General features: G+C 66.4%; 24 protein-coding genes. 19 read left to right on the top strand and 5 right to left on the bottom strand.

Annotated elements, in window-relative coordinates:
- Positions 1–116 precede the first annotated feature (116 nt).
- On the bottom strand, positions 117–851 hold the full coding sequence (locus WD184_08355; GenBank protein MEX0826742.1) for a DUF554 domain-containing protein: 735 nt from the start codon (positions 849–851) through the stop codon (positions 117–119).
- The gene (locus tag WD184_08350) at positions 848–1,927 is read right to left on the bottom strand and encodes a HEAT repeat domain-containing protein (protein MEX0826741.1); all 1,080 of its coding nucleotides are present in this window, start codon (positions 1,925–1,927) and stop codon (positions 848–850) included. Before WD184_08350 ends, WD184_08355 begins: the two co-directional genes overlap by 4 nt.
- A 136-nt stretch (positions 1,928–2,063) precedes the next feature.
- Here WD184_08350 and trpS point away from each other — a divergent pair, with 136 nt between their 5' ends.
- From trpS to sucD, 9 genes are all read left to right on the top strand, one after another.
- A complete protein-coding gene (gene trpS / locus WD184_08345) occupies positions 2,064–3,041 on the top strand; it encodes a tryptophan--tRNA ligase (protein ID MEX0826740.1) in 978 nt (325 codons plus the stop codon).
- Positions 3,042–3,104: 63 nt separating this feature from the next.
- On the top strand, positions 3,105–4,262 hold the full coding sequence (locus WD184_08340) for a GuaB3 family IMP dehydrogenase-related protein (protein MEX0826739.1): 1,158 nt from the start codon (positions 3,105–3,107) through the stop codon (positions 4,260–4,262).
- Positions 4,259–5,800 carry a glutamine-hydrolyzing GMP synthase gene (guaA, locus tag WD184_08335; GenBank protein ID MEX0826738.1) on the top strand — a complete coding sequence of 514 codons (1,542 nt, stop codon included), beginning with the start codon at positions 4,259–4,261 and terminating at the stop codon, positions 5,798–5,800. Before WD184_08340 ends, guaA begins: the two co-directional genes overlap by 4 nt.
- A gap of 130 nt (positions 5,801–5,930) precedes the next feature.
- Positions 5,931–7,967 carry a response regulator gene (locus WD184_08330; protein MEX0826737.1) on the top strand — a complete coding sequence of 679 codons (2,037 nt, stop codon included), beginning with the start codon at positions 5,931–5,933 and terminating at the stop codon, positions 7,965–7,967.
- 162 nt (positions 7,968–8,129) lie between these two features.
- Positions 8,130–10,313, top strand: a complete 2,184-nt coding sequence (pcrA, locus tag WD184_08325) for a DNA helicase PcrA (GenBank protein ID MEX0826736.1) — start codon at positions 8,130–8,132, stop codon at positions 10,311–10,313.
- Positions 10,310–10,957, top strand: coding sequence for an MgtC/SapB family protein (locus WD184_08320; GenBank protein ID MEX0826735.1), 648 nt, complete (start codon positions 10,310–10,312; stop codon positions 10,955–10,957). The genes pcrA and WD184_08320 overlap by 4 nt, the downstream gene beginning before the upstream one ends.
- Positions 10,958–11,086: 129 nt before the next feature.
- A complete protein-coding gene (locus tag WD184_08315; GenBank protein MEX0826734.1) occupies positions 11,087–11,482 on the top strand; it encodes a cobalamin B12-binding domain-containing protein in 396 nt (131 codons plus the stop codon).
- A gap of 10 nt (positions 11,483–11,492) precedes the next feature.
- Positions 11,493–12,641 carry an ADP-forming succinate--CoA ligase subunit beta gene (sucC, locus tag WD184_08310; GenBank protein ID MEX0826733.1) on the top strand — a complete coding sequence of 383 codons (1,149 nt, stop codon included), beginning with the start codon at positions 11,493–11,495 and terminating at the stop codon, positions 12,639–12,641.
- 148 nt (positions 12,642–12,789) lie between these two features.
- On the top strand, positions 12,790–13,662 hold the full coding sequence (gene sucD, locus WD184_08305; GenBank protein ID MEX0826732.1) for a succinate--CoA ligase subunit alpha: 873 nt from the start codon (positions 12,790–12,792) through the stop codon (positions 13,660–13,662).
- A 23-nt stretch (positions 13,663–13,685) separates the two neighbouring features.
- Here sucD and WD184_08300 read toward each other — a convergent pair whose 3' ends face one another.
- A complete protein-coding gene (locus WD184_08300) occupies positions 13,686–14,930 on the bottom strand; it encodes a hemolysin family protein (protein ID MEX0826731.1) in 1,245 nt (414 codons plus the stop codon).
- Between the two features lie 73 nt (positions 14,931–15,003).
- Between WD184_08300 and udk the strand changes: the two genes are divergently transcribed.
- From udk to WD184_08270, 6 genes are all read left to right on the top strand, one after another.
- Entirely contained in the window at positions 15,004–15,654 is a 651-nt protein-coding gene (gene udk / locus WD184_08295; protein MEX0826730.1) for a uridine kinase, read from the top strand.
- A gap of 184 nt (positions 15,655–15,838) precedes the next feature.
- Positions 15,839–16,693 (top strand): bifunctional 5,10-methylenetetrahydrofolate dehydrogenase/5,10-methenyltetrahydrofolate cyclohydrolase, encoded by an 855-nt coding sequence (locus WD184_08290; GenBank protein ID MEX0826729.1) that lies wholly within the window; start codon positions 15,839–15,841, stop codon positions 16,691–16,693.
- Between the two features lie 72 nt (positions 16,694–16,765).
- A complete protein-coding gene (gene icd, locus WD184_08285; GenBank protein ID MEX0826728.1) occupies positions 16,766–17,968 on the top strand; it encodes an NADP-dependent isocitrate dehydrogenase in 1,203 nt (400 codons plus the stop codon).
- Positions 17,965–18,384 (top strand): arsenate reductase ArsC, encoded by a 420-nt coding sequence (locus tag WD184_08280; GenBank protein MEX0826727.1) that lies wholly within the window; start codon positions 17,965–17,967, stop codon positions 18,382–18,384. Before icd ends, WD184_08280 begins: the two co-directional genes overlap by 4 nt.
- Positions 18,385–18,467: 83 nt before the next feature.
- Positions 18,468–19,397: a malate dehydrogenase gene (gene mdh, locus WD184_08275; protein ID MEX0826726.1), complete on the top strand. Its 930-nt coding sequence runs from the start codon at positions 18,468–18,470 to the stop codon at positions 19,395–19,397.
- Between the two features lie 178 nt (positions 19,398–19,575).
- Positions 19,576–19,851, top strand: a complete 276-nt coding sequence (locus WD184_08270; GenBank protein ID MEX0826725.1) for an HU family DNA-binding protein — start codon at positions 19,576–19,578, stop codon at positions 19,849–19,851.
- A 174-nt stretch (positions 19,852–20,025) separates the two neighbouring features.
- Here WD184_08270 and WD184_08265 read toward each other — a convergent pair whose 3' ends face one another.
- Positions 20,026–20,412: an SCP2 sterol-binding domain-containing protein gene (locus tag WD184_08265; protein ID MEX0826724.1), complete on the bottom strand. Its 387-nt coding sequence runs from the start codon at positions 20,410–20,412 to the stop codon at positions 20,026–20,028.
- 53 nt (positions 20,413–20,465) lie between these two features.
- Positions 20,466–21,338: a dihydrodipicolinate synthase family protein gene (locus WD184_08260; protein MEX0826723.1), complete on the bottom strand. Its 873-nt coding sequence runs from the start codon at positions 21,336–21,338 to the stop codon at positions 20,466–20,468.
- A 90-nt stretch (positions 21,339–21,428) separates the two neighbouring features.
- Between WD184_08260 and WD184_08255 the strand changes: the two genes are divergently transcribed.
- The 4 genes from WD184_08255 to WD184_08240 all read left to right on the top strand — a co-directional run bounded on the left by WD184_08255 (position 21,429) and on the right by WD184_08240 (position 25,301).
- Positions 21,429–22,151, top strand: coding sequence for a succinate dehydrogenase cytochrome b subunit (locus WD184_08255; protein ID MEX0826722.1), 723 nt, complete (start codon positions 21,429–21,431; stop codon positions 22,149–22,151).
- Positions 22,152–22,158: 7 nt separating this feature from the next.
- Positions 22,159–24,075 (top strand): fumarate reductase/succinate dehydrogenase flavoprotein subunit, encoded by a 1,917-nt coding sequence (locus tag WD184_08250; GenBank protein MEX0826721.1) that lies wholly within the window; start codon positions 22,159–22,161, stop codon positions 24,073–24,075.
- Positions 24,076–24,837 carry a succinate dehydrogenase/fumarate reductase iron-sulfur subunit gene (locus tag WD184_08245; protein ID MEX0826720.1) on the top strand — a complete coding sequence of 254 codons (762 nt, stop codon included), beginning with the start codon at positions 24,076–24,078 and terminating at the stop codon, positions 24,835–24,837.
- Between the two features lie 182 nt (positions 24,838–25,019).
- Positions 25,020–25,301: a WhiB family transcriptional regulator gene (locus tag WD184_08240; GenBank protein ID MEX0826719.1), complete on the top strand. Its 282-nt coding sequence runs from the start codon at positions 25,020–25,022 to the stop codon at positions 25,299–25,301.
- The last annotated feature ends 136 nt before the right edge of the window (positions 25,302–25,437 follow it).

Here is a 25,437-nt window from a genome sequence, read left to right as displayed (position 1 = left end):
GCCATCGGCCTTGGGCCAGTCTCCGGCTGGCCGGGCGGGCGCCATCGGCCTTGGGTCACCTGGCGAACGCTGGCCGCCACGGTTTGGCTGGGGCTGGGGCCGTGGCCGGGGCTGTCTCAACCCCACCACTTCACAAACAGCGGAGCCAGCACAATGGCTGGCAGCATGTTCGCCACTCGCACCTGGCGGAGATCCAGCAGGCGCAGTGCGATCCCGAGGAGGAGCACCCCGCCGGCGGCTCCGAGGGCATCGAGCATCGGGTCGGTGAACAGGCTCTCGAGCGAGCCCGAGGCCAGTGCGATCCCACCCTGAATCACCACCACGGTGATGGCCGAAAGGATCACACCCCACCCATAGATGGCGGCGAAGGCGATGGCGGCGAACCCATCGAGCCCCGCCTTGACGATGAGCAGTTCGTGGTCGCCCAGACCGTCCTGGATCGATCCGACGATGGTGAGGGGCCCTACGCAGAAGACGAGCGAGGCGATCACGAATCCCTCGCTGAACCTGGCCCGGTGCGGGGCAGGCACCGTGGTTGCGGGCACGGCGATCTCGAGCGGCTGGTCGCCACCACCGAAGCGCCGCTGCAGCGCATCACCGAGGAAGTGGAGGCCCGCCTCGATCCGCAGAAACTCGCCGATGACGGCGCCGAGCAGCACCGCACCGAGCACGAGTGGGAACTCCTCGGTCGGGAGCAACTCACGGACCCCGATCGCCGCGGTCAGCAAGCCGAGGGTGATCATCACGGTTTCCCGAATGCGGACCGGGATACGGGCACCCGCCATCGCGCCAATGACCGTGCCGACGACCACCGTCAAGACGTTCAGGGCGGTCCCGAATGGGAAGCTCACGCCCGGCTCCCTTGGAGGGCCGCCGCAGCCTCGAATCGAACGCGGAAGTCCTCGTCGACGGCCGCCAGCATCAGACCCTCGACGCTCGGGTCGACGCCGATAACACCGATCGCCCGCACCGCCCGCCATCTGATCCATGGATCAGAGTCGAAGAGTGCCTCCTCGAAGAGGGGTCGGAAGGCCTCGTCCTCGAGGTCGGCCGCGGCGTCGACTGCCGCTCGCCGGACCATCAGCGATCGATCGGCGAAGCCGGTGACCACTGCCGCCTCGGCCACCGGCTGCTCGCCAGACAATGCCAGGGTCACCACCGCGGCCCGCCGGGTCCGTGGATCGGTGGATCCCAGCGCCTCGATCAGAATTTCGCGCTGCTCCGGCGAGTCGGGGTCCATCAGGTGGAGATGCTCCGGCCGACTCGACTTGAGGTGTCCCGCCTCGTCCAACAACTCGTCCCGGGTGCGCGCCGGGGGGGTGGTGGACTGCCCCCTCCAGAACAGCCCCGTCACCGTGGCCAGGAGGTCCTCGAGGCGGTCCTCCCACGAGGCTCGGGCCGACAGGCCGATCGTGACGAAGTCGCCGGCCACCATCACGTCGGTGACTTCGGGGTCCTCCAAGAGCGTGGCCACCCGGGGGTCGTCGACTTCTTCCCCCCGGCGGTGCCATACGCCAGGGGCGGGATCACCGCCGACATGGAACATGACCTTGCGCGGGTGAGGGGTCTGTTCCGGAACCACCGGCCCCGAGAATGCCCGATCGAAGATCGAGGTAGAGGTGCCGCCGGCGCCGGTCACCTCGATCCGGTAGCGGCCTTCCCGAACCCCGTGACGGAGGGTGAGTTCCTCACCGAGTTCGTGCTCCCACCATCCCGTGTCGAGATGGGGCGTGACCAGATCGGACAAGCCCCTGGCGTCTTCATCGGTCCACGGCGCATTCGAAAAGAACCGCTTCAGCGCGGTCTTGAAGGCACCCAGCGATTCGAACGGCAGATGCATCGCCACTTCTCCGGTGAGGTGCTCGGACGCAACACCCACCAGCCCCCGCTCGGAGACAGCGCCCCGCGCACCATCGAACTCACTCATCCCCAGATGATCGCACCCCGTGCGGCGGGTGGGTGCGCGGCCCCGTTTCCTCCTTCCTAAGGCCGCAGGTCGCAGGGAGCAGGTCGCAGGGGAACCGCCTGCCGCCTGCCACCTGCCACCTCCTAACCTACGTGCCGTGAGCAAGAAGACTGTCTTTTCCGGGCTTCAGCCGACGGGGAATGTGCATGTCGGCAACTACCTCGGCGCCCTGCAGAATTGGGTGCGGTTGCAGGACGAGTACGACTGCGTGTACTGCATCGTCGACCTCCACGCCATGACCGTCGGCTACGACGTCGAGCAGTTCGCCCGGGAGCGGCGCGAGGCGGCGAAGGTGCTGATCGCCTGCGGCGTCGATCCGACCCGATCACTCTTCTATTACCAGAGCGAGGTGCCCCACCACCTCGAGCTTGCATGGATCCTGGGCACCATCACCGGGATGGGCCAGCTGGGGCGAATGACCCAGTACAAGGACAAGTCCGAGACCGCAGGGGCCCTGTTCGGCCTGTTCGCCTACCCGGTGCTGATGGCCGCGGACATCCTGCTGTATCGGGCAGACGCCGTGCCCGTGGGTGACGACCAGAAGCAGCACCTCGAGTTGAGCCGCGACCTGGCAGAACGCTTCAACTTCCGGTTCGGTGACGAGTTCCCGATCCCGGAGCCGATCATCCCTGAGCACGGCGCCCGGGTGATGTCGCTGCAGGATCCGACGGCGAAGATGTCGAAGTCAGACCCGGATCCACGCAGTCGCATCCTGGTTCTCGACGACCCCGACACCATCACTGCCCGCCTCAAGGCCGCCGTCACCGATTCGGGCTCGGAGGTGAGGTTCGATTGGGACGAGAAGCCGGGTATCTCCAACCTCATCGAGATCATGTCGCTGTTCACCGAGCGCACGCCGGCGTCCATCGAGGACGAGTACGGGTCGAGCGGCTACGGCAAGTTCAAGACGGCAGTAGCCGAAGCCGTCATCGAGGGTCTTGCCCCGATCCGCCAGGCGTTCGCCACCCTCGACGACGCCGAAGTCGAGCGGGCGGTTCGCGAAGGTGCCGCCACCGCCCGGGAAAGAGCCGAGGCGCTGCAGCAAAAGGTGCGAGCAAGGGTTGGGCTGGGGTAGCCGTCGGCCCTGGCTCTTGACTCTTGACTCTTGACTCTTGACTCTCTGACTACTCTCGTTTCCGTGGACATCGACATCGGGATCGGCAAGACGGGGAGGCGGGCCTGGGGATTCGATGACATCGCCATCGTCCCCAGCCGGCGCACCCGCGATCCCGATGATGTCGACATCACCTGGGAGGTGGACGCTTTCACCTTCCCTCTCCCGATGCTCGCCTCGGCCATGGACTCGGCGGTCAGCCCGGCGACCGCGGTCACCATCGGCAAGTTGGGTGGCCTCGGCGTACTGAACCTCGAAGGGTTGTGGACCCGTTACGAGGATCCTGAGGAGATGTTCGAGGAGATCGCTTCGCTCTCCTCGGAGAAGGCCACCCGCCGGATGCAGGAGATCTATCTCGAGCCGGTGAACCCCGACTTGATCGGGCAGCGCATCACCGAGATGAAGCGTGAGGGAGTCACCACCGCCGCCAGCCTCACGCCGCAGAGGGTCGCCGAGTACGCCCCCCTCACCGTCAAGGCAGGGCTCGACATCCTGGTGATCCAGGGGACCGTCGTCTCCGCCGAGCATGTGTCCACCCGGGCCGAGCCGCTCAACCTGAAAGAGTTCATCGCCGGGTTCGATCTGCCGGTGATCGTCGGCGGTTGCGCGTCCTTCTCGACCGCTCTCCACCTGATGCGCACCGGAGCGATCGGGGTGCTCGTCGGCGTCGGACCGGGCGCCGCCTGCACCACCCGGGGAGTGCTGGGGGTCGGCGTGCCGCAGGCGACGGCGATCGCCGATGCCGCTGGAGCCCGCATCCGGTATCTCGACGAGGTCGGGCGATACGTGCACGTGATCGCCGACGGGGGGATGCGCACCGGCGGCGACATCGCCAAGGCAATCGCCTGTGGCGCCGACGCCGTGATGCTCGGTTCCCCCATCGCCGCAGCCTCCGAGGCGCCCGGCCACGGCATGCACTGGGGAATGGCCACATTCCATCCGTCCCTGCCGCGCGGGGCCCGGGTCGAGGTCGGCGAACTCGGCACGCTGGAGGAGATTCTGGTGGGCCCGGCTCACGAAAACGACGGCCGCCGCAACCTTTTCGGGGCGCTCCGGGTGTCGATGGCGACCACCGGCTACGCCGACCTCAAGGAGTTCCAGAAGGCGGAGGTCATGGTGGCGCCGTCGCTGCGGACCGAGGGCAAGTCCCTGCAGCGTGACCAGCGGGTCGGCATGGGGTGACTGGCACCGAATTCGATCGGGTGCTGGTGGTGGACTTCGGGGCGCAATACGCCCAACTCATCGCGCGTCGCATCCGTGAGGCGCATGTCTTTTCCGAGATCGTCCCCCGCGACATCAGTGCGGAAGAGGTGGCGGCGCGGGCTCCTGCCGGGATCATCCTTTCGGGCGGGCCTGCCTCGGTGTACGCCGCCGACGCATACGACATCGACCACGGGATTCTCGAGTTGGGAATCCCGATTCTGGGCATCTGTTACGGGCATCAGGTGCTCGCCCATGCCCTCGGCGGTGACGTCGAGCGAACTCAGGAGGCCGAATTCGGCCGCACCGACCTGGCTACCTCCGGGCAAGGCGTACTGCTGGGCGGGCTCCCGGATCGGCAGCAGGTTTGGATGAGCCATCGTGACTCGGTGGTCAAGCCGCCGCCGGGCTTCACCGTCACCGCGTCCACCGCATCGTCCCCCGTGGCGGCCATGGAGGATCTCGACCGACGCATGTGCGGCGTCCAGTTTCACCCTGAGGTCGGGCACACCCCGCGAGGTCAGGAGATCCTCAAACGGTTCCTCTACGAGGTGTGTGGCGCCCGACCCACCTGGACCAACGTTGGCATCATCGAGCAGGCGGTTTCTGCCGTCCGCCGGCAAATCGGCGATGAGCACGCGATCTGCGCTCTTTCGGGCGGCGTCGACTCGGCGGTGGCCGCCGCAGTCGTGCGCCGGGCAATCGGTGACCGCCTCACCTGTGTCCTCGTCGATCACGGCCTCCTGCGCTCCGGTGAGGTCGAACAGGTGGCCGATGCCTTCAACAGCAGCCTCCACGCCGAACTCGTGGTGGTCGACGCCGTCGACCGGTTCCTCGGAGCGCTCGAGGGGGTCACCGACCCCGAGTCGAAGCGGCGCATCATTGGCGAGACCTTCATCCGGGTGTTCGAAGAGTTCGCCCGGGAGCACTCGGAGGCCCATTTCCTCGTCCAGGGGACGCTTTACCCCGATGTCATCGAGTCGGGCACCAAGGATGCGGCGAAGATCAAGAGCCATCACAACGTGGGCGGCCTTCCCGATGACATGGACTTCGAGCTGGTGGAACCCCTCCGGGACCTATTCAAGGATGAGGTCCGGGCCATCGGCGAGGAACTTGGATTGCCGGAGTCGGTCGTGTGGCGCCAACCGTTCCCCGGGCCCGGTCTGGCAGTGCGAATCATCGGTGAGGTGACCCGGGAGCGCCTCGAGATTCTCCGCAAGGCCGATGCCATCATCACCGAGGAGATCCGCCGGGCCGGCCTCGAACGGCAGGTGTGGCAGGCGTTCGGGATCCTCCCTGCGCTGCAAACGGTGGGGGTGCAGGGCGACACCCGCACCTATGCCTACCCGCTGGTCGTGCGGGCGGTCTCGTCCGAGGATGCCATGACCGCCGATTGGGTCCGGCTCCCCTACGAGGTGCTGGAGCGGATCTCGGCGCGGGTGGTGAATGAGGTCGAGGGCATCAACCGCGTCGCCTACGACGTCACCTCGAAGCCCCCCGCCACCATCGAGTGGGAGTAGCAGAAGCCTCACTGCGTTCGGCCCACTTGGCAATTGGTAGAACGCGAGGGAATTTCGATGCGGCCGCTCAAGGGCCGAGGCCACGGAGTCGATAGCAAATAGGCATTCGAATCCCCCTCGAGGTGACCTTTTGGCCGCGTTCAACGACGATCTCGAACTGCAGAGGCTGTTCGCCGGGGAGATTGAGGAACGGTCCGCACGCCTCATCGCCGGCGCGACCAGCCTTGTCGCGGGCGAGCCCGGTGAGAGCCTCTACGCCGACATGGTGCGCGAGGGGCACACCATCAAGGGCACGGCCCGGATGATGGGTTACAGCGCGGTATCCGACGCAGGCAAGCTGCTCGAAGACGTGTGGCGCTCGCTGCGGGAGGGTGAGATCGAGGCGGACGTGACGATCGCCAATCCTCTGGAGCGTCTGGCCCGCGAACTCGAGGAAGCGGTCCTCGCCGATCCATCGACGGGCACCCCCGGCCTCGCCACCGGAATGCGCGACCTGCGCCGCCTCCTGGCCATCGATCGCCTCGCCATCGCCGAACTCGCCCCCGACGGAGGCTCGAGCAACGATTACGGCGATCTGGGAGGCCTGCTGGGCAGCCTCGACTCCTGGGCATTCGCCGAGAACACCCGTGTCAACGCCGCCGAGCTCTTCAGGCTCATCAACGAGGTGTGTTCCCTACGGGTCGACGCCGAGGCGCTCGTCGCCGGGGTGGGGAGCGTCACCCGGAGCCTCGATGATCCAGCAGCCCTCGAGGACGCACTCATCCGTCTCGGCTCGATGGTGTCCGGAGCAGAGAAGGCCGTGATCGACCTGCAGACCAGGGCTGTCGATCTGGCGGCGGCGCCGCTCAACGAGATCACGAATACTTTCCCCCAACTCGTCAGGTACGTGTCGCGCAAAGCCGGCAAGGAGATCCGGCTCGAGCTCGTCGGGGACCAGCACACCGCAGACCGGCAGGTGCTCGAGCGGCTCTCGGATGCCCTCCGCCACCTGTTGGTCAACGCGGTCGAGCATGGGGTGGAGTCTCCGGAAGAGCGCCAAGCCGCGGGCAAGCCTCCGACCGCGACGATTTCCCTCAGGGCTGAGGCGGCAAACCATCGCCTTTCGATCGTCGTCGAGGACGATGGGCGGGGTGTCGACTGGCACAAGGTGCAGCGCGCCGCGGTACGGCGCGGCCTGCTGCCGGAGGGGGACATCGCCGACACCGAGGCACTCCGGTCGTTGCTGTTCGCTCCCAACTTCTCGACGAGTCAGCCGAGCGAACTGGTTGGAGACGGCCAGGGGCTCGCCGTGGTCGCGGAGGCGGTCGAGGCCCTTCATGGGAGCCTGACCCTCGAGACGGAGCCCGGCCGGGGCACCCGGGTGTCCATCACCGTGCCGACCAGCCGGGCTCTGCAGGATGCCGTGCTCATCGTGGCCGCCGGGCAGACGTGGGGGATTCCGGAGCTTGCGGTTCTCGACCGGATCCCCATGGATGCTGTCGAGTTGGTCGAGACTCCGCAACGCACCGAGATGACGTGGCAGGGCTCGACGGTTCCCGTGACCACATTCGCCGAGGCCGTCGGCCTCCGCGAGACCTCCGAGGTCACCAAGGTCCTTGTCGTCTCGAGCCCGGTGGGTCCCGTGGGGTTCATGGTCGTCGCCGAACTCGGACGCCGACAGGTGGCCGCCCGGGAACTAGGCCCTGTTCTCGATGGAGTGCCCCATCTGACCGGTGCCGCCATGCTGGGCGGCGGCGACGTCGTGGTGCTGGTCGACCCGAGCCGCCTCGCCGAGCGGGCGCGCGCCGTGCGCAAGACCGCCGGCCCTCGTCGCCGCGTCCTGGTCATCGACGACTCGCGGGGCGCCCGCCAGGTGGTGGGCGGGGCGCTGGGGTCTGCGGGCTTCGAAGTCGACCTCGCCGGCAGTCCGACTGAGGCCCTGTCGGTGCTGGCCGAGCAGGAGTTCGATGCGATCGTCATGGACTACGTGCTTCCGACCATGGATGGTGCCACCCTGGCCGGGCGCGTTCGGGCCCTCGGGATCGAGGCGCCGATCGTGATGCTCTCCGGGGCTGCCACTGCCGAGGATCAGAGCCGCGCCCTCAAGGCTGGCGCCAACGCATATCTCGACAAGGACGACGTGCGCAAGGGCGCCCTCGCCGCAGTGATCCACGACCTGATCGGATAGGGCCTCGCTGCGCTCGGCCATAGCGCATGGCGCCTCGCGCATTGCGGGCCGAGCGAGGCGAGGCCGTCTTGCCAATCGCCAATCGCCAATTGCGGGCCGAGCGAAGCGAGGCCTAATCACATGGCTGGCATTCTCGGGGGAGGTGCGTCCTACACTTCGGCCATGCCCGAGTCCGATCTTTTCGAGGGCCTCAACCCGTCGCAGCGGGAGGCGGTGGCCACCACGGAGGGTCCGGTCCTGGTGGTGGCCGGGGCTGGATCGGGCAAGACGCGCGTCCTCACCCATCGAGTCGCCCACCTGATCAAGGACCTCGGGGTGTCGCCTTACTCGGTGCTCGCCATCACCTTCACCAACAAGGCAGCCAACGAGATGAAGGAGCGGGTCGCCCGCTTGGTCGGTGGCGTGTCTCGGGGAATGTGGGTGTCGACGTTTCACTCTGCGTGCGTCCGGATTCTCCGCCGGGACGCCGCCGTGCTCGGATACAAGTCGGCGTTCACGATCTACGACGAACTCGACTCCCGACGGCTGGTGGAATGGTGCGTGCGTGACCTCGACCTGGATCCGAAACGGTTCCCTCCCAAGGGGATTCGGGCGGTAATCAGCAACGCAAAGAACGAGTTGGTCGATTTCGAGTCGTTCGCCGAGCAGGGATCAGGGCCATACCACCAGAAGGTCGCCGAGGTCTACCGGATGTACCAACGGAGGCTGCTCGAAGCCTCCGCGATGGACTTCGACGACCTGCTGATGATCACGGTCGAGCTGTTCGGGGCATTCCCCAAGGTGCTCGAGCATTACCAGGACCGGTTTCGGTACATCCTCGTCGACGAATACCAGGACACGAACCGCGCCCAGTACCGGCTCGTGCAGCTCCTTGCCGGCAAGCATCGCAATCTCTGTGTGGTAGGAGACTCGGACCAGAGTATCTACGCATTTCGCGGCGCCGACATACGCAACATCCTCGAGTTCGAGCGCGACTATCCCGATGCGCAGGTCGTGGTGCTCGACCGCAACTATCGGTCGACGCAGACGATCCTCGACGCGGCCAATTCGGTGATCGGCAACAACTCGGGGCGCAAACCCAAGCACCTGTGGACGGATCTCGGCACCGGAGAGCCGGTCACCCTCTACCGGGCCGAGGATGAGCACGACGAGGCGGCGTTCATCGCGGAGCATCTGGGGACGCTGGAAGACGAAGGGCTGCGGCTTGCGGACGCCGCGATCTTCTATCGCACGCATGCCCAGTCCCGGGTTCTCGAAGAGGTGTTGGTCCGCTACGGGGTTCCGTATCAAGTGATCGGCGGGCCGAAGTTCTACGACCGCCGCGAGGTCAAGGATGTGATGGCGTACCTCAAGGCGATCGTGAACCCGGCGGACCCGGTCGCGATGAAGCGGATCATCAATGTGCCCAAGCGGGGGATTGGCGACACGACCGTGGGCCACATCGATCGAATGGCGGAGTCCGACGGCACTTCGTTCTACGAGGCCCTGACACGGGCGGGTTCCAATGCCCGCCTCACCGCGCGGGCGGCCAACAGCATCGCCGAGTTCGTAGCGGTGATGAACATGCTCGTCGGGGCGGCGGCGGAAGGTCCCCGCGCGGCGCTGCAGGCCGTTCTGGCCGACACCGGCTACCTCGACGAGCTGGAGCGCGAGGGGTCGATCGAGGCGCTCAGCCGGGCAGAGAACCTGAAGGAGCTGTTGTCGGTGGCCACCGAATTCGAGGATTCCGGCCCGATGGTCGACCTCGGCGACGAGCGTTGGGATGAGATGGATGGCATGCGCCGCCTCGAGCTCTTCCTGGAGTCGATCGCCCTGGTATCCGACGTCGACGCACTGGCAGAGTCGGGGGCTGTCACAATGATGACCCTCCACAACGCCAAGGGCCTGGAATTCCCGGCGGTGTTCATCGCCGGGCTCGAAGAGGGAGTGTTTCCCCACATGCGAAGCCTCGGCGACCCGGTGCAGCTCGAGGAAGAGCGCCGCCTCGCGTACGTCGGCATCACCCGGGCTCAGCGCCGCCTGTTCCTCACCCACGCCACCACCAGGAACCTCTTTGGGGCGACGAACTACAACTCGCCGAGCCGATTCCTCGGGGAGATCCCGGCGAAACTGATGGCCGAAGCGGACAAGCGGGTCAGGCGGGCCGATCGGGAGGCGACCGCTCCGCGGCCGACTCTCGGTGGCGAGGACGTGAGCCGCGGCGATCGGATTCGTCACCGGCAATGGGGCCTCGGCACCGTGCTCGCCGTCGATGGCTTCGGCGACCGGGCCGAGGCGACCGTCCGGTTCGATGAAGCCGGGGAGAAGAGGCTCCTGCTGGCCTGGGCACCCCTGGAGCCGGCATGACGCTCGAACTGGGCGAGGCGGCAGCACGCCTGATCGCAGCCGCGGCCCTTTCCGGAGTCATCGGCTTCGAGCGCGAGGTGGCGCAGAAGGCCGCCGGCATTCGCACCCACATGCTCGTTGGCCTCGGAGCCGGGGTCTTCAGCCTCCTCAGCGTCGAGGCATTCGATGGCTCGGATCCCGCCCGGGTCGCCGCGCAGGTGGTCAGCGGCATCGGCTTTCTCGGTGCGGGCGCCATCTTCCGTCATGGTTTCACGGTGCGGGGGCTGACGACGGCTGCCGGCCTGTGGTCGGCCGCGGCGGTGGGGATGGCCTCCGGCATCGGCGAGTGGGAGGTGGCGGTCCTCGCCACCGGGGTCGCCGTGGTGGTCCTCTATGTCGTCGGGCTCACCCAGTGGCTGGTTCGCGGCCGTCGGGGGGTGGCGACGACGGTGATCGTCATGCGCATGAATGACCCGAGGCATGTGGCGGACGCATCGGCCGCGGCTCGGAGTCTCGCTGGACCGGGAGGTGAGGTGTTCATCCATGAGATCGCGGTCGACCGGGCGAGCATTCAGGTGACGGTCGAGCCGGCACACGCCGACGCGGTGATGGTCGGGCTGCGCGGCCTCGAGGGAGTCGAGAAGGTCACCAGGGTGGATGGGTGAGAGAGAGTCAAGAATCAAGAATCAAGAATCAAGACAGGAAATCATCTTGGCTCTTGGCTCTTGGCTCTTGGCTCTTGAATCCCCGCTCCATGGGGGCTCCTTCCTGCTCGGGCTAACCTCACGCGCCTTATGCCCCGTCGCATCCTCATCGCCAAACCGGGCCTCGACGGGCACGACCGGGGAGCGAAGGTCATCGCCCGGGCGCTGCGTGACGCCGGCTGCGAGGTGATCTATTCGGGCCTCCACCAGACACCCGAACAGATCGTGGAGACCGCCCTCCAGGAGGACGTCGCCGGGATCGGGCTGTCGGTACTTTCGGGCGCCCACATGACCCTCTTCCCGAGAGTGGTTGAACTCCTCGCCGAACGCGATGCCCGGGACATCGTTGTCTTTGGCGGTGGGATCATCCCCGGCGAGGACATCGTCGCCCTGAAGAAGGCCGGCCTGGCGGAGATCTTCACGCCGGGCACCCCGCTCGCCACGGTCGTGACTTGGGTGAACGAGCACATTCCCGACTCGACCTGAGAGGGCGCCGGTGGATCTCTTCGAATATCAAGGCAAGGAGCTTTTCGCCCGTCTCGGGGTGAACGTGCCCGAGGGAATGGTGGCAACCACGCCTGCCGAGGCTCGCGCTGCTGCTGAGAAGCTCGGCGGGCGAGTGGTGGTGAAGGCCCAGGTGCAGGTGGGAGGCAGGGGCAAGGCGGGCGGGATCAAGCTGGCCGAGGGGCCAGACGAAGCGGAAGCGCGGGCCGAGGAGATCCTTGGTCTGGACATCAAGGGTCACGTCGTTCATCGCCTGTGGGTCGAGAAAGCCTCGGACATCGCCGCCGAGTACTACGCGTCATTCACCTTGGACCGAGCCGCCCGCAAGCACCTCGCGATGGTGTCGGCGCGAGGGGGCATGGACATCGAAGCGGTGGCGGCGGAGGAGCCCGAGGCAGTCGTAGTGATGCACATCGACCCGGTGGTGGGGCTGACCAACTGGCAGGCCTCGGAGCTGGTCTATCGGGCCGGGTTCGATCGCGCCACCGCACGCAAGTCGGCGGCGGCGCTGCAGTCGTTGTACGAGGCATTCGTTTCGCTCGACTGCGACCTGGTCGAGGTCAATCCGCTGATCCTTACCGGCGACGGCGAGATAGTGGCCTTGGACGCAAAGGTCACTCTCGATTCCAACGCCTTCTTCCGTCATCCCGAGTTCGCCGTGTTCAGCGAGGCGTTCACCGTCGATCCGATCGAGGCGATGGCCCGCGCCCAGGGCCTCAACTTCATCAAGCTGGAAGGCTCGGTGGGAATCATCGGCAACGGAGCAGGTCTGGTCATGTCGACCCTGGACCTCGTTTCGCTTGTCGGCGGCAAGGCCGCCAACTTCCTCGACGTTGGAGGAGGAGCGGGCGAGGAGACGATGAAGAATGCCCTCGAGGTGCTCACCCACGATCCGTCGGTGCGGGTGGTGCTCATCAATATCTTCGGGGGGATCACTCGTTGTGATCAGGTCACCGGCGGGATCATCGAAGCGGCGGGCACTCTCGACCTGCCGTGGCCGCTGGTGGTACGCCTCGACGGGACCAATGCCAAGGAAGCGAGAGAGATGCTCGCCGGCGTCGCCTCGGACATGATCGTCCCCGCCGCCACCATGCGCGAAGCCGCCGAAAAAGCCGTAGCCCTGGCCGGAGGCGGCCGATGAGTCTCCGTCCTCCGACCCGAGAGGGTCCTTGGTGTTCTTGCGAACTGCGATCAGCGATTCGCGATTCGCAATCGAGCGAAGCGGGACCCGCTTATTGCCAATTGCCAATCGCCAATCGCCAATCGCCGCCGAGCGAAGCGAGGCTCTGATGTCCATCTACATCGACGAATCCACCCGCCTGGTCGTCCAGGGCCTCACCGGCTCCCAGGGCCGTTTCCACGGTTTCAGGAACAAGGCATATGGCACCAACCTCGTGGCGGGGGTGACTCCCGGCAAGGGTGGAACCGACCTGGCCGGCGTCCCCATCTTCGACACGATGTCCGAGGCGGTCGCCGCCACCGGCGCCAACACCGCGATGACTTTCGTTCCTCCGGCCTTTGCCGCCGACGGCATCCTCGAGGCTGCTGCGGCGGAAGGGATCGAACTGATCGTCGCGATCACCGAGGGCATTCCTGCCCAAGATGAGGCCCGGTTGTACAACTACATCCAACAGACCAGTCGGACTCCCCTCATCGGCCCCAACTGTCCCGGGCTCATTTCCCCCGGCAAGGCCAACTGCGGTATCACGCCCGGCGAGATCACCATGCCGGGACCGATCGGGGTGGTGTCGCGATCGGGCACGCTCACTTATCAGGCGATCCATGAACTCACGATGCGCGGCCTGGGGCAGTCGACGTGTGTGGGTATCGGGGGCGACCCGGTGCCGGGGACTACCTTCGTCGACGTCCTCGCCCGATTCGAGGCGGACCCCGAGACCCGGGCGATCGTCATGATCGGGGAGATCGGGGGTAGCGCCGAGGAGCAGGCCGCAGAGTTCATCCGCGATCACGTGTCGAAGCCGGTCATCGGCTACATCGCCGGGTTCACCGCCCCCGTCGGAAAGAAGATGGGTCACGCTGGGGCGATCATCAGCGGTTCGAGCGGAACCGCCGCCGCCAAGCAGGAGGCGCTGGAGAGCGCCGGGGTAACCGTGGTCGACGACCCCACCATGATCGGCGAGGCAGTCGCCGGCAGGATCTGACTCCAGTCCGCTGGCCCCGTCCGCTACTTTTCTCGGACCTCGACCAGCCGAACGCGGCGGCGGCTCGCCTCGGCCACCCGCAGGTGGTGGTCCCCGACCGTCAACTCCTCGCCAGCATGCGGGATGCGGCCGGTCGTCGCCAAGATGAGCCCGGCCACGGTGTGGTAATCACCCCGGGGCAGCTTGGTGCCCAATGCGAGTTCGAGATCATCGATGTCGGCCGAACCTCGCACCACCCAGCGGCCGGGGCCGATGGCGCGGATCTCGGGCATCGCCCCCTCGCTGTCGGCGATTGCCCCGACTAGTTCCTCGACGATGTCCTCGACGGTGACGATGCCCGCCGTCCCGCCGTGTTCGTCGACGACCACCGCGATGGTGTTCCCCTGCTCCTGCATGTCGCGGAGGACATCCACCACCCGACGGGTCTCCGGTATGAACAGAGGCGCCTGCTGGAGCGATGCGATGCTTCCGCCGATGCCGTCGGCAACAGCCGCAGCAAGGTCTCGGAGCCGCACCACTCCGGTGATCTCATCGATGGTTGTCTCGTACACGGGGAGCCTGCGGTGGCCGGACTCCAGAGCGATGTCGAGCGCACTCGCCATCGATTCCGTCGCCGCTACCGCCACCACTGCGGTCCGGGGGACGACGACCTCGGCGATCGTGGCGTCTCCGACCCGAAATGCCCGCTCGATCAGCTCGAAGTCCGACGTTTCGATCTCTCCCGCCTCCTGAGCGTCCGCGGCCATGCGCCGGAGCTCCGCCTCGGTGACCGAGGCCGAGGTGGTGACTCCCCGTCCTGGAGCCTGGAGGTCGGCGAACCAGATCAAGGCGCTCACCACCGGCCCCAGCGGTCTGATGAGGAACAGAACCGGACCGGCCACGAGGCGGGCGACGAAGAGAGGCCGGCGGACCGCGATCGTCTTCGGAATCGCCTCCGAGTACACGAACATCACAAACGTGAGGCCGATCGAAGCCAGTGTCACCCCGAGGCTGCCGAAGTGCCGATCGGCGATCACCCCCGCCAACGTCGCTGCCCCGATCTGGGTGAGCAACACCACCAGGAGCACCGAATTCAGCACGCGGGGGAGATCGTCGATGAGGGCGACTACTCGCGCCGCCCGTTTGTCGCCCTCATCCGCGAGAACCCTTGCCTTGACCGACGACACCCGGAGCAGCGCGGCCTCCGTGGCCGCGAGGAACACCGCAATCACGATGAGGGCTCCGAGCAGGAAGACGAGTGGCAGGCTCTCGGCGAACGGTGGTCCCATTCGCCTAGTCCAGCAGAAATGAGGCCCAGAACGCACCTGGTGGCGGTCTGGGCCACGCAGGTATTGTCTGCCCATGCCTCCTCTTCCGCTGCGGTCGTGGCCGACGGCCGGGCCCTTGATCATCGGGATCGCCGGCGGGTCGGGATCGGGCAAGACGACGATCGCCGAGTCGATCGTCGGGTCGATCGGTGAGGACAGCGTCACCCTCATCCAGCACGACGCGTACTACCGCGACCTCACCCACCTGCCACTCGAGGAGCGGGCGAAGGTCAACTACGACCACCCCGATTCGCTGGAGACCGACCTGCTGGTGGGCCACCTGAAGAGCCTGCTCGAGGGAAACGCGATTCAGCGTCCGGTGTACGACTTCACCGTGCACAACCGGGCGCTGGAGACCGTTGCGGTGGAGCCGAAGCCGGTGGTGGTGGTCGAGGGCATCGTGGTCCTCTACGAGCCCGACCTACGCGACCTGATGGACCTGAAGGTGTATGTCGACACCGATGCCGACCTGCGGATCGTGCGCCGTCTCGCCCGAGACATCAACGAGCGGGGCCGTACTTTCGAGTCGGTCCGAGCGCAGTACCTCGAGACGGTGCGCCCGATGCACCTCCAGTTCGTGGAGCCGTCGAAGCGATATGCCGACATCGTGATTCCCGAGGGCTACAACCTCGGAGCGGTGGGGACCGTGATCTCGATGATCCGCGACGTACTGCGCCAGAGTTGAGCTGGGGGCCTCTCCGCTCGGACCGCGATGCGCAATGCGCAACGCATTGGTCGCAACGTTGCGAGCTTGAACCCTTCTAGCGGCAAGTCTCTACCTTGACTTGGCTCTTGGGTCTTGATTCTTGGTTCTTGCGGGAGGCGGGTGGCGGGAGGCGGGTGGCCGCTTGCGCCATACACTCCCGCCAATGACCGCGCGCGTACTTTCCGGAACCGAAGCGGCTGCGGTGTGGCGCGCCGAGATCGCCGGCAGGGTGGGGGCTTTGGCCGCCGAAGGGAAGAGGGTGGGTCTGGCGACCCTCCTGGTCGGTGACGACCCGGCGTCGGCGGTCTATGTGCGCAACAAGCACCAGGCGGCGGAGGCTGCCGGGATGCGCTCCTTCGACCTGCGGCTACCGGCGAGCGCCTCCCAGCGGGAGGTGGAGGAGGCCGTCGAACGGCTCAACGGCGATGCCGAGGTCGATGGCTACATCGTCCAGCTGCCGCTTTCGGGCCATCTCGATCCCGCTCCGGTCCTCGGTGGGATGGATCCCGACAAGGACGCCGATGGTCTCCATCCGGTGAACCTCGGTCGCATGGTCAGCAATGTGCCGGGACCGCGGCCCGCCACCCCTACCGGGATCCTCCGCCTGCTCGATCACTACGGGATCGAGACCCGCGGCGCCCGGGCCGTGGTCGTAGGGCGATCGACGCTCGTGGGCCGACCCCTGGCCGTGATGCTTGGTCTCAAAGGGAGAGACGCGACAGTCACCCTGGCCCACACCGCCACATCCGATCTGGACGAGGTGACCGCCCGGGCCGACCTGCTATTCGTCGCCGCCGGGCGACCCGGCCTGATCAGCGGGCGGCACGTCAAACCGGGCGCGTTCGTGGTGGATGCCGGCACCACCCGGGTCGATGGTGGCCTGGTGGGTGATTGTGTCTATGACGAGGTGGTGGAGGTGGCGGCAGGGGTCACCCCGGTCCCTGGAGGCGTCGGCCCGATGACGATCGCCGGCCTGCTGTTCAACACGGTGGCCCTGGCCGAGGGATCTGTTCGCTAGCGCGCCGTGCTGGTGGCGGGCACCCGCCGGGGAGCCGCGATAATCAACCGGTCGCCGTCACGCGAGGAGCAAATGCCTTCGAAGATCACCATTGGAACCGACGGCCTGGCAGTCCCGGACGAGCCGATGATCCCGTTCATCGAAGGGGATGGGATCGGCCCTGACATCTGGGGGGCCGCCAGTCGGGTCTTCGATGCGGCGGTGGAGCGGGCGTACTCGGGGAAGCGCCGGATCGAGTGGGTGGAGGTTCTCGCCGGGCAGAAGGGCTTCGACGAGACCGGTGAGTGGCTTCCCCAATCCACGATCGACTCCCTGCGCGATCACCTGGTGGGGATCAAGGGGCCGCTCACGACCCCGATCGGAGGCGGGATCCGCAGCCTCAACGTCGCCATCCGCCAGATCATGGACCTGTACGCATGCGTGCGGCCCGTCCGCTGGTATCGGGGTGTCCCCTCGCCGGTCCTCCATCCTGAGAAGATCGACATGGTGATCTTCCGCGAGAACACCGAGGACGTGTATGCGGGTTTGGAGGTGGCCGCCGGGACCCCCGAGGCGGTTCGGCTCCTCGAGTTCCTGGAGGCCGAAATGGGCTGGCAGATCCGCCCCGACAGCGGCATCGGGATCAAGCCGATTTCCGAGACGGGTACCAAGCGCCTGGTACGAGCGGCGATCCGGTACGCCCTGGCCAATAAGCGGAGATCGGTGACGCTGGTTCACAAGGGGAACATCATGAAGTTCACCGAGGGCGCCTTTCGAGGTTGGGGCTACGAGGTGGCGAAGGACGAATTCGGCGACCGGACCGTCTCCTGGGAGGAGTGCGGCGGCACGCCTGGTGAGCGGATGTTGATCAAGGACTCGATCGCAGACGCCTTCCTCCAGCAGATCCTCACTCGGGGCGACGACTACGACGTCATTGCCACGATGAACCTCAACGGGGACTACATCAGTGATGCCCTCGCCGCCCAGGTGGGCGGCATCGGCATCGCCCCGGGGGCCAACATCAACTACGACACCGGACACGCCGTGTTCGAGGCCACCCACGGCACCGCGCCGAAATACGCCGGTCAGGACAAGGTGAACCCCGGTTCGGTGATCCTGTCGGGCGCGCTCATGCTGCGCTACATCGGTTGGGGGGATGCCGCCGACCGCATCGAGCACGGTATCGAGGCGGCGATCGGCGACGGGGTGGTCACCTACGACTTCGCCCGGATGATGCAGGCACCCACCGAGGTGAGCACCAGCGGGTTCGCCGACGCGGTGATCGAGCGGCTGTGAGTTCCGGCAGCCAGCCGACCGTGTTGTTCCTATGTGTTCACAACGCGGGACGGTCACAGATGGCTGCCGGGTGGCTGGGTCACCTGGCTCGCGACCAGGTCGTGGTGCTGTCCGGTGGTTCGGAACCCGCCGTCTCGATCAACCCGGTGGCGGTCGAGGTGATGGCTGACGCGGGGATCGACATCGCCGGCAACAGCCCCCGGGCGTGGACACTGGATGAGATCGCGGCTGCCGATGTGGTTGTCACGATGGGATGCGGCGACGAGTGCCCCGTTGTCCCCGGCCCACGATATGAGGATTGGGAGTTGGCCGACCCGGCTGGCCAGCCAATCGAGGTGGTCAGGTCGATCAGCGAGGACATCGAGGGCCGGGTGCGAGCGCTGATGGCGTCGTTGGGGCTGGTGGCGACCGGCTGAGGCCGGCGCATGGCCATTTGCCTCTGCGGACCGCGTACAGGCCGCGGTTACGCTCACCTCGAATTCAGCCAGTGGAGGGCACAATGACCAAGGTGACCGTGGTGGGTGCGGGCAAGTACGGTTCGACGACTGCCCAGCGCATCGCCGAGGCCGATGTCACCGCCGAAGTGGTGATGACCGACATCGTCGAGGGACTGCCTCAGGGATTGGCGCTGGATATGAATCAGTCCAGGCCGCTCGAGGGGTATCGCACCAAGGTCACCGGGACCAACGACTACGCCGACACCGCCGGCAGCGACGTGGTGGTGATCACGGCCGGACTCCCTCGCAAGCCGGGCATGAGCCGGATGGACCTGCTCGGAGTGAACGCCAAGATCATCCGGGAGGTCGTCGAACAGGTGGCGACGGCGTCGCCAGATGCCGTACTGATCGTCGTCACCAACCCTTTGGACCAGATGACGACCCTGGCCGCCGACGTATCGGGTTTCCCTCGTTCGCAGGTGATCGGCCAGGCAGGCAATCTCGACAGTGCCCGGTTCGCCCACTTCATCGCTGAGCACACCGGGGCGGACATTCTGTCGGTGGAGGCGCTGACTCTGGGGAGCCACGGTGAGACGATGGTGCCCGTGCCCTCCCAGTGTCGGGTCGGGGGCAAGCCCCTCACCGAGGTGTTGGACGCCTCGGCCATCGACGATCTCGTCGCCAGGACCCGCGACGGCGGAGCGGAAATCGTGGCCCTCCTCAAGACCGGAAGCGCCTATTACGCCCCGTCATCGGCAGCGGCGAAGATGGTGAAGGCGGTTCTTCTCGACTCCAACGAGACCATGCCGGTTTGTGCCTGGACTACGGGCGAGTATGGCGTAGCGGACGTATATCTCGGCGTTCCTGCTCAGATCGGGGCCGGTGGCGTCACCAAGATCGTCGAATTGCCGCTGACCGGCCAAGAACTGGCCGAGCTCAGGTCGGCGGCCGCAGCGGTGAAGGAAAAGGTGGCTGAACTCGAGGCTCTTTGAGGCCACGAGAGCCGATACGCCTCGCCGGACTCGCCAATCGCCGAAGTGGGCGGCGCAGCCGCCGCCCTCGCCACGGTTCCGCAAGCAAATCAACACTTTCCGGTTTGAAATGTGGCATTCTGTCGTGGATCGGGTATACAGTCACATCGATGTGATTCCCTTTAGAGGAGGAATTCCAATGAACAAGAAAGAGCTCGGCGACGCCGTAGGTACGTCGTTTGGAGGCTCGAAGGCGATGGGCGCCGCGGCGGTGGACGCCGTATTCGAGGCGATCTCCAAGGCGCTCGCCAAGGGCGACGAGGTGCAGGTGTCAGGTTTCGGCAAGTTCGAGGTCCGGAATCGTCCGGCTCGCACCGGTCGCAACCCGCGGACCGGCGAGTCGCTCCAGATCGCGGCGAGCAAGGCTCCTGGCTTCAAGGCCGCGAAGAATCTGAAGGATCAGGTCAACCACTGACCGAGTCCAATCGGAACGAGGTGAGGGGCGCCCCAGGGCGCCCCTCACGCGTTTCCAACTTGGTTCTCTTGGACGATCGCCAAGATCGCCGGGCGGCCTACGGCCGACTTGGGCCGACCTCCGGTCGGCCAAATTGCGAATTGCCAATTGCGGGCCGAGCGCAGCGAGGCCCTCTCAGTACTCGACCGACACTCCCGAGGCGGCATCGGCGAATGCGTTGAACATCCCCTGGTTCATCATGATCTTTGCCATGTTGCCGCTCACTTTGAGCTTGCCGGACATGAACGCCATCTGGGTGTTCAAGTCGCCCTTGGACAGCGCCACGGAGGTCTCGTAGTTGTTGGTGATCGTGGCATCGGGGGATTCGGCATCACCGGCGGCTGCGGTCAAGCCGCCATTCTGGATCTCCAGGTAGTAACGCTTCTCCACACCGTCGGGCGCGTCCGGGACCTCGAATTGGAGGGTCAGCTCGGTGTTGGCGATTGCGGTGCGGAAACCCTGGTGGGCGTTCACCGTCTCGTTGAGAGCGTCGAGCCAGTCGTTGCTGAGGAACTTAGCCAACGGGGGTCCTTTCTCCGTCCTGGAGCGGGAGGATACCCGCCGGCTCGGGGTCGTCAGCCGGTCAATGCGGCTGCGGCCAACGCCCGATCGATCTCGTGGCGCGCCGCGGTGTCCGGCTCGAGAAGCGGTCGTCGCGGCGGGCCCGTCACCAGACCCACCCGGGATGCGGCGTACTTGACTCCGGCGACTCCGTGCCGCTCGACGGATGCAGCAAGCACTCGCAGCGCATCCTGTTCGGCCATCGAGGACCCGAGCCGAGCGTTCTCGACGACAAGTGCTGCCAGAGCAGGGGCATAGTTGGCGCTGGCGGTGATCGCGCCGAACGCCCCGCCGGTGACGCTGAGGGCGATCGCGGCCGAGGCTCCGCAGAAAACGGAGAACTCCGAACCCGCTTCCCGGGCGATCGTCGAGATCCTGCCGGGATGCCCCCCTGAATCCTTCATGCCGACGATATTTGCCTCGGCGGCGAGGCGAATGGCGGATTCAGGCGCGACCTCCACGCCGGTGACCGGCGGGACCGAATAGAGGTAGATCGGAAGGGCAGAACGCGCCGCCAGATCGCGGAAGAACCCCTCGGCCAGATCGGGTCGATGACGCACCAGGGTGGTGGGGGTGAGGGCAAGGACCGCGTCGGCGCCACCGTGGGCAGCCTCCTCGGCCAGCGCCAGGGCCGATCGCAGCGACTCTGCGGCCAACCCCACCATCAGGAAGGAGTCGGGCGCGGCGGCCCGGGCGGCTGCGGCCAACCGGGTTCGCTCGCCCAATTCGAGGTACGGGCCTTCGCCGGTGGAACCGCCGAGGACGAATCCTTGGACGCCGCGGGAGGTCAGCAGGGAGACGTTGTGGCCGTGGGCGTCGAGGTCCAGCTCGCCCTTGTGATCGAACGCGGTGACCACCGCGGGCATCAGTCTGGGGGGTGTGCGCATCGTCGGAGGGTAGATCGGTGCGGGAGCGAGGCGGCAGGACTGCCAATCGGCTTCGCCACCGTCGATTCAGCGCGCGAGAATGCGATAGCCGTGAGTACGACGACCGCGAAGCCACCCCGGACCCCGCCGCTTCCAATCCGCTTCTACCGGTCGGCCATCGGCAAGAAGTGGGTGATGGCGGTCACCGGCATCGTCCTGATCGCCTACCTCATCGCTCATCTGGTCGGCAACTTGAAGGTGTATCTCGGCGAAGACGAGATCAACTCCTATGCCGAAGCCCTGCGTGACCTCGGCGGCCACCTCGTTCCGCGCACCAGCCTGTTGTGGCTGATGAGGGGCGGTCTGCTCCTCGCCTTCGTGCTTCACGTGCACGCGGCGTACTCACTCACCTACACCAACTGGAAGGCCCGGGGAGGGGCGTATCGGGACCGTGACTACGCGGTCGCCAGCTACGCCTCGCGGACGATGCGGTGGACGGGCACCATCGTTCTGCTGTTCATCTTCTTTCATCTAGCCGACCTCACCTGGGGGGTGCAGCCGGCTGCAGTGGATGGGTTCGCCCGGGGTGAGGTCTACGACAATCTCATCCTCAGTATGCAGCGGCCGGTGTCGGCGGTGATCTACGCAGTGGCCAACATCGCCCTCGGTTTCCACCTCTACCACGGCACCTGGAGCATGTTCCAGAGCCTCGGACTGAACCACCCGGGCTTCAACCGGTGGCGGAGGTACATCGCACTGGCGCTCACCGGGTTCATCGTCCTCGGCAACCTCTCCTTCCCGATCGCGGTCCAACTCGGGCTGCTGGAGCTGTGAGGTGACGGTGCAACTCGACGCCAAGATTCCCGCAGGGCGCCTGGAGGACAAGTGGGCGAATCATCGCTTCGAGATGCCGCTGGTCGCCCCTCCCAACCGACGCCGCTTCGAGGTGATCGTGGTGGGCACTGGCCTCGCGGGCGCGTCGGCCGCCGCCACCCTGGGCGAGCAGGGGTACCAGGTGAAGGCCTTCACCTATCACGACAGCCCCCGCCGCGCTCATAGCATCTCGGCCCAGGGTGGCATCAACGCCGCCAAGAACTATCGGAGTGACGGCGACAGTGTCTACCGGTTGTTCTACGACACGATCAAGGGCGGCGATTACCGCAGCCGTGAAGCGAACGTGTACCGGCTGGCGGAGGTCGCCAACGAGATCATCGACCAAGCGACCGCACAGGGGGTGCCGTTCGCCCGCGAGTACGGGGGCCTCCTCGCCAATCGTTCGTTTGGCGGCGTCCAGGTGGCCCGCACCTTCTATTCGAGAGGCCAGACGGGACAGCAGCTCCTCCTTGGCGCCTTCCAGGCGCTTGCCCGCCAGATCAAGGCCGGCACGGTGCAGATGTTCAACCGGACCGAGATGCTCGACGTGGTGGTGGTCGACGGCCGCGCGGCGGGCATCGTGGTGCGTGACCTCGTCTCCGGTGAGATCACCGCGCACTCGGCGCATGCCGTGGTCCTGGCGACTGGCGGCTACAGCAACGCGTACTTCCTCTCGACCAATGCCAAGGCCTGCAATGTGACGGCGATCTGGAGGGCCCACCGCAAGGGGGCGCTGTTCGCCAATCCTTGCTTCACCCAGATTCACCCCACCTGCATTCCTCAAAGCGACGAGTTCCAGTCGAAGCTCACCCTCATGTCCGAGTCGCTCCGTAACGACGGCCGGATCTGGGTTCCCGCTTCCGGCACCGACGGTCGCGCCGCGGGCGAAATCCCCGAGTCGGAGCGCGACTACTTCCTCGAACGGCAGTACCCGGCATTCGGCAACCTGGTGCCGCGGGACGTCGCATCTCGTGCGGCCAAGCGCGCCGTCGACTCGGGCAAGGGCGTCGGCCCACTCCACAACGGCGTGTTCCTCGACTTTGCCAACGCGATCGAGCGGCTCGGTCGGGCGGCGATCGACGAGCGCTACGGCAACCTCTTCGAGATGTACGAACGGATCACCGGCGAGGATCCGTACCGGACGCCGATGAGGATCTACCCCGCCCCGCATTACACGATGGGAGGGCTGTGGGTCGATTACGACCTGATGACCACCATTCCCGGTTTGTACGCCATCGGCGAGGCCAACTTCTCGGACCACGGCGCCAACCGCCTCGGGGCGAGTGCCCTCATGCAGGGGTTGGCCGACGGCTACTTCATCCTTCCCAACACCCTCGCCGCCTACCTGTCGGGGATGCTCGGGCAAGCGGCGCCCCCAAGCGATCATCCGGCCTTCACGGAAGCAGCGAACGAGGTCCGGGATCACACGAGGCGGCTCATGTCCACCAAGGGTTCGCGGACCGTCGACTGGTTCCATCGCGAGCTGGGCAAGATCGTGTGGGAGCACTGCGGGATGGGGCGCAGTGCGGCAGGGCTCGAGAAGGCGATCGGCGAGATACCCGCCCTCCGGGCCGAGTTCGAGGCTGATGTCAGGATCCTCGGTGAGGAAGAGTCGATCAACCAGTCTCTCGAGAGGGCGGGGAGGGTCGCCGACTATTTCGAGTTGGCCGAACTGATGTGCCGAGACGCCCTTTACCGCGAGGAATCCTGCGGGGGCCACTTCCGGGTGGAGCACCAGACCCCGGAGGGCGAGGCGCTTCGCGACGATGAGAACTACGCGTTCGTGTCCGCCTGGGAATGGCAGGGCCGCGATCACCCGGCCGAGGTGGTTCGGGAACCGCTGGAGTTCGAGAGCGTCGAGTTGAAGACCAGGAGCTACAAGTAGATGGACCTCACGCTCAGAGTCTGGCGGCAGAAGGGGCCCGGTCATCCGGGTGAGTTCGAGGAGTACCGGGCACGGGAGATCAGCCCGGACGCCTCGTTCCTCGAGATGCTCGACGTGGTCAATGACCGGCTGACCCTCGAGGGGCAAGAGCCGATCGCTTTCGAGCACGATTGCCGCGAGGGGATCTGTGGCTCGTGCGGGATGATGATCAATGGTCGGGCCCACGGCCCCGAGCGGGGCACGGCCGCGTGCCAGCTTCACATGCGCAAGTTCACCGATGGCGACTTGATCGTCATCGAACCCTGGCGTGCTTCGGCGTTTCCGGTGCTCAAGGATCTGGTGGTCGACCGCTCGGCGCTGGACCGGATCATCGAAGCGGGCGGATACATCGGTGTCGACACCGGTAGCGCCCCCGAGGCCAACCTGATCCCGATTCCCAAGGACGTCGCCGAGACCGCGATGGACGCCGCGGTGTGCATCGGCTGTGGCGCGTGTGTGGCGGCTTGTCCCAACAGCGCCGCCCAGTTGTTCACCTCCGCCAAGATCGCCCACCTGAATCTCTTGCCCCAGGGCCAGCCCGAGCGGTGGCGGCGCGTCGAGGCGATGGTCGACACGATGGAGTCCTTCTTTGGGTCCTGCACCAACCATGGCGAGTGCGAGGACGCTTGTCCCAAGTCGATCTCGATCGACTTCATCGCCGTCATGAACCGGGACTACTTCAAGGCCAAGCTGCGCAACCGGCGGTATGCGTCCCAGGTGTAGGGCGCACCTGCGGCACCGCGATTTCACCCTCGGGCCGAAAGCCGCCCCCCTTGCGGCCCGCGACTCCTCGCGCGGCGGGCATCTCGCGCGCCACTTAGCGCGTTGCCACTTTCCGGCTTTGACTGCGCGCGGTGCGCGCGCAATAATGACAAGCGTGTAATTCCCCCAGAAGCGGGTGGCAAATGCTCGAAGACTTGAGAGCGGCGTTATCGGCCGGGGCCGACATGGAGTGGCAGGACGAGGCCAACTGCAAGGGGGCGAACGCCGACCTGTTCTTTCCCGAGCGGGGGGCGTCCACCCGGTCAGCCAAGGCAATCTGCAGGGAATGCCAGGTACGCGCCGAATGCCTCGAGTTCGCCATCGTCACGGGCGAGAAGTTCGGCATCTGGGGTGGCATGTCAGAGCGTGAGCGGCGCCGTGTCCGCCGCGACCGCCAGATCGCCGCGGCGCGCCGGGCGTCGTAGGTCGTCCGCCTCCCGCCCCTCGGCTCCCCCCGGAGCACCTGACGAGCGGGTGGCCTCAAGCGATGCGCTCATTGCGCATTTCGGGCCGAGCGGCTGGGCCACCGTAGAATGGCCCGACTCGACCAGGGAGTGGACA

The sequence above is a fragment of the Acidimicrobiia bacterium genome (assembly GCA_040878325.1).
Classification (GTDB): domain Bacteria; phylum Actinomycetota; class Acidimicrobiia; order Spongiisociales; family UBA11373; genus JAUYIV01.
Note: the sequence above shows the minus strand (reverse complement) of the source record. Positions and strands in the feature narration are given on the sequence as shown.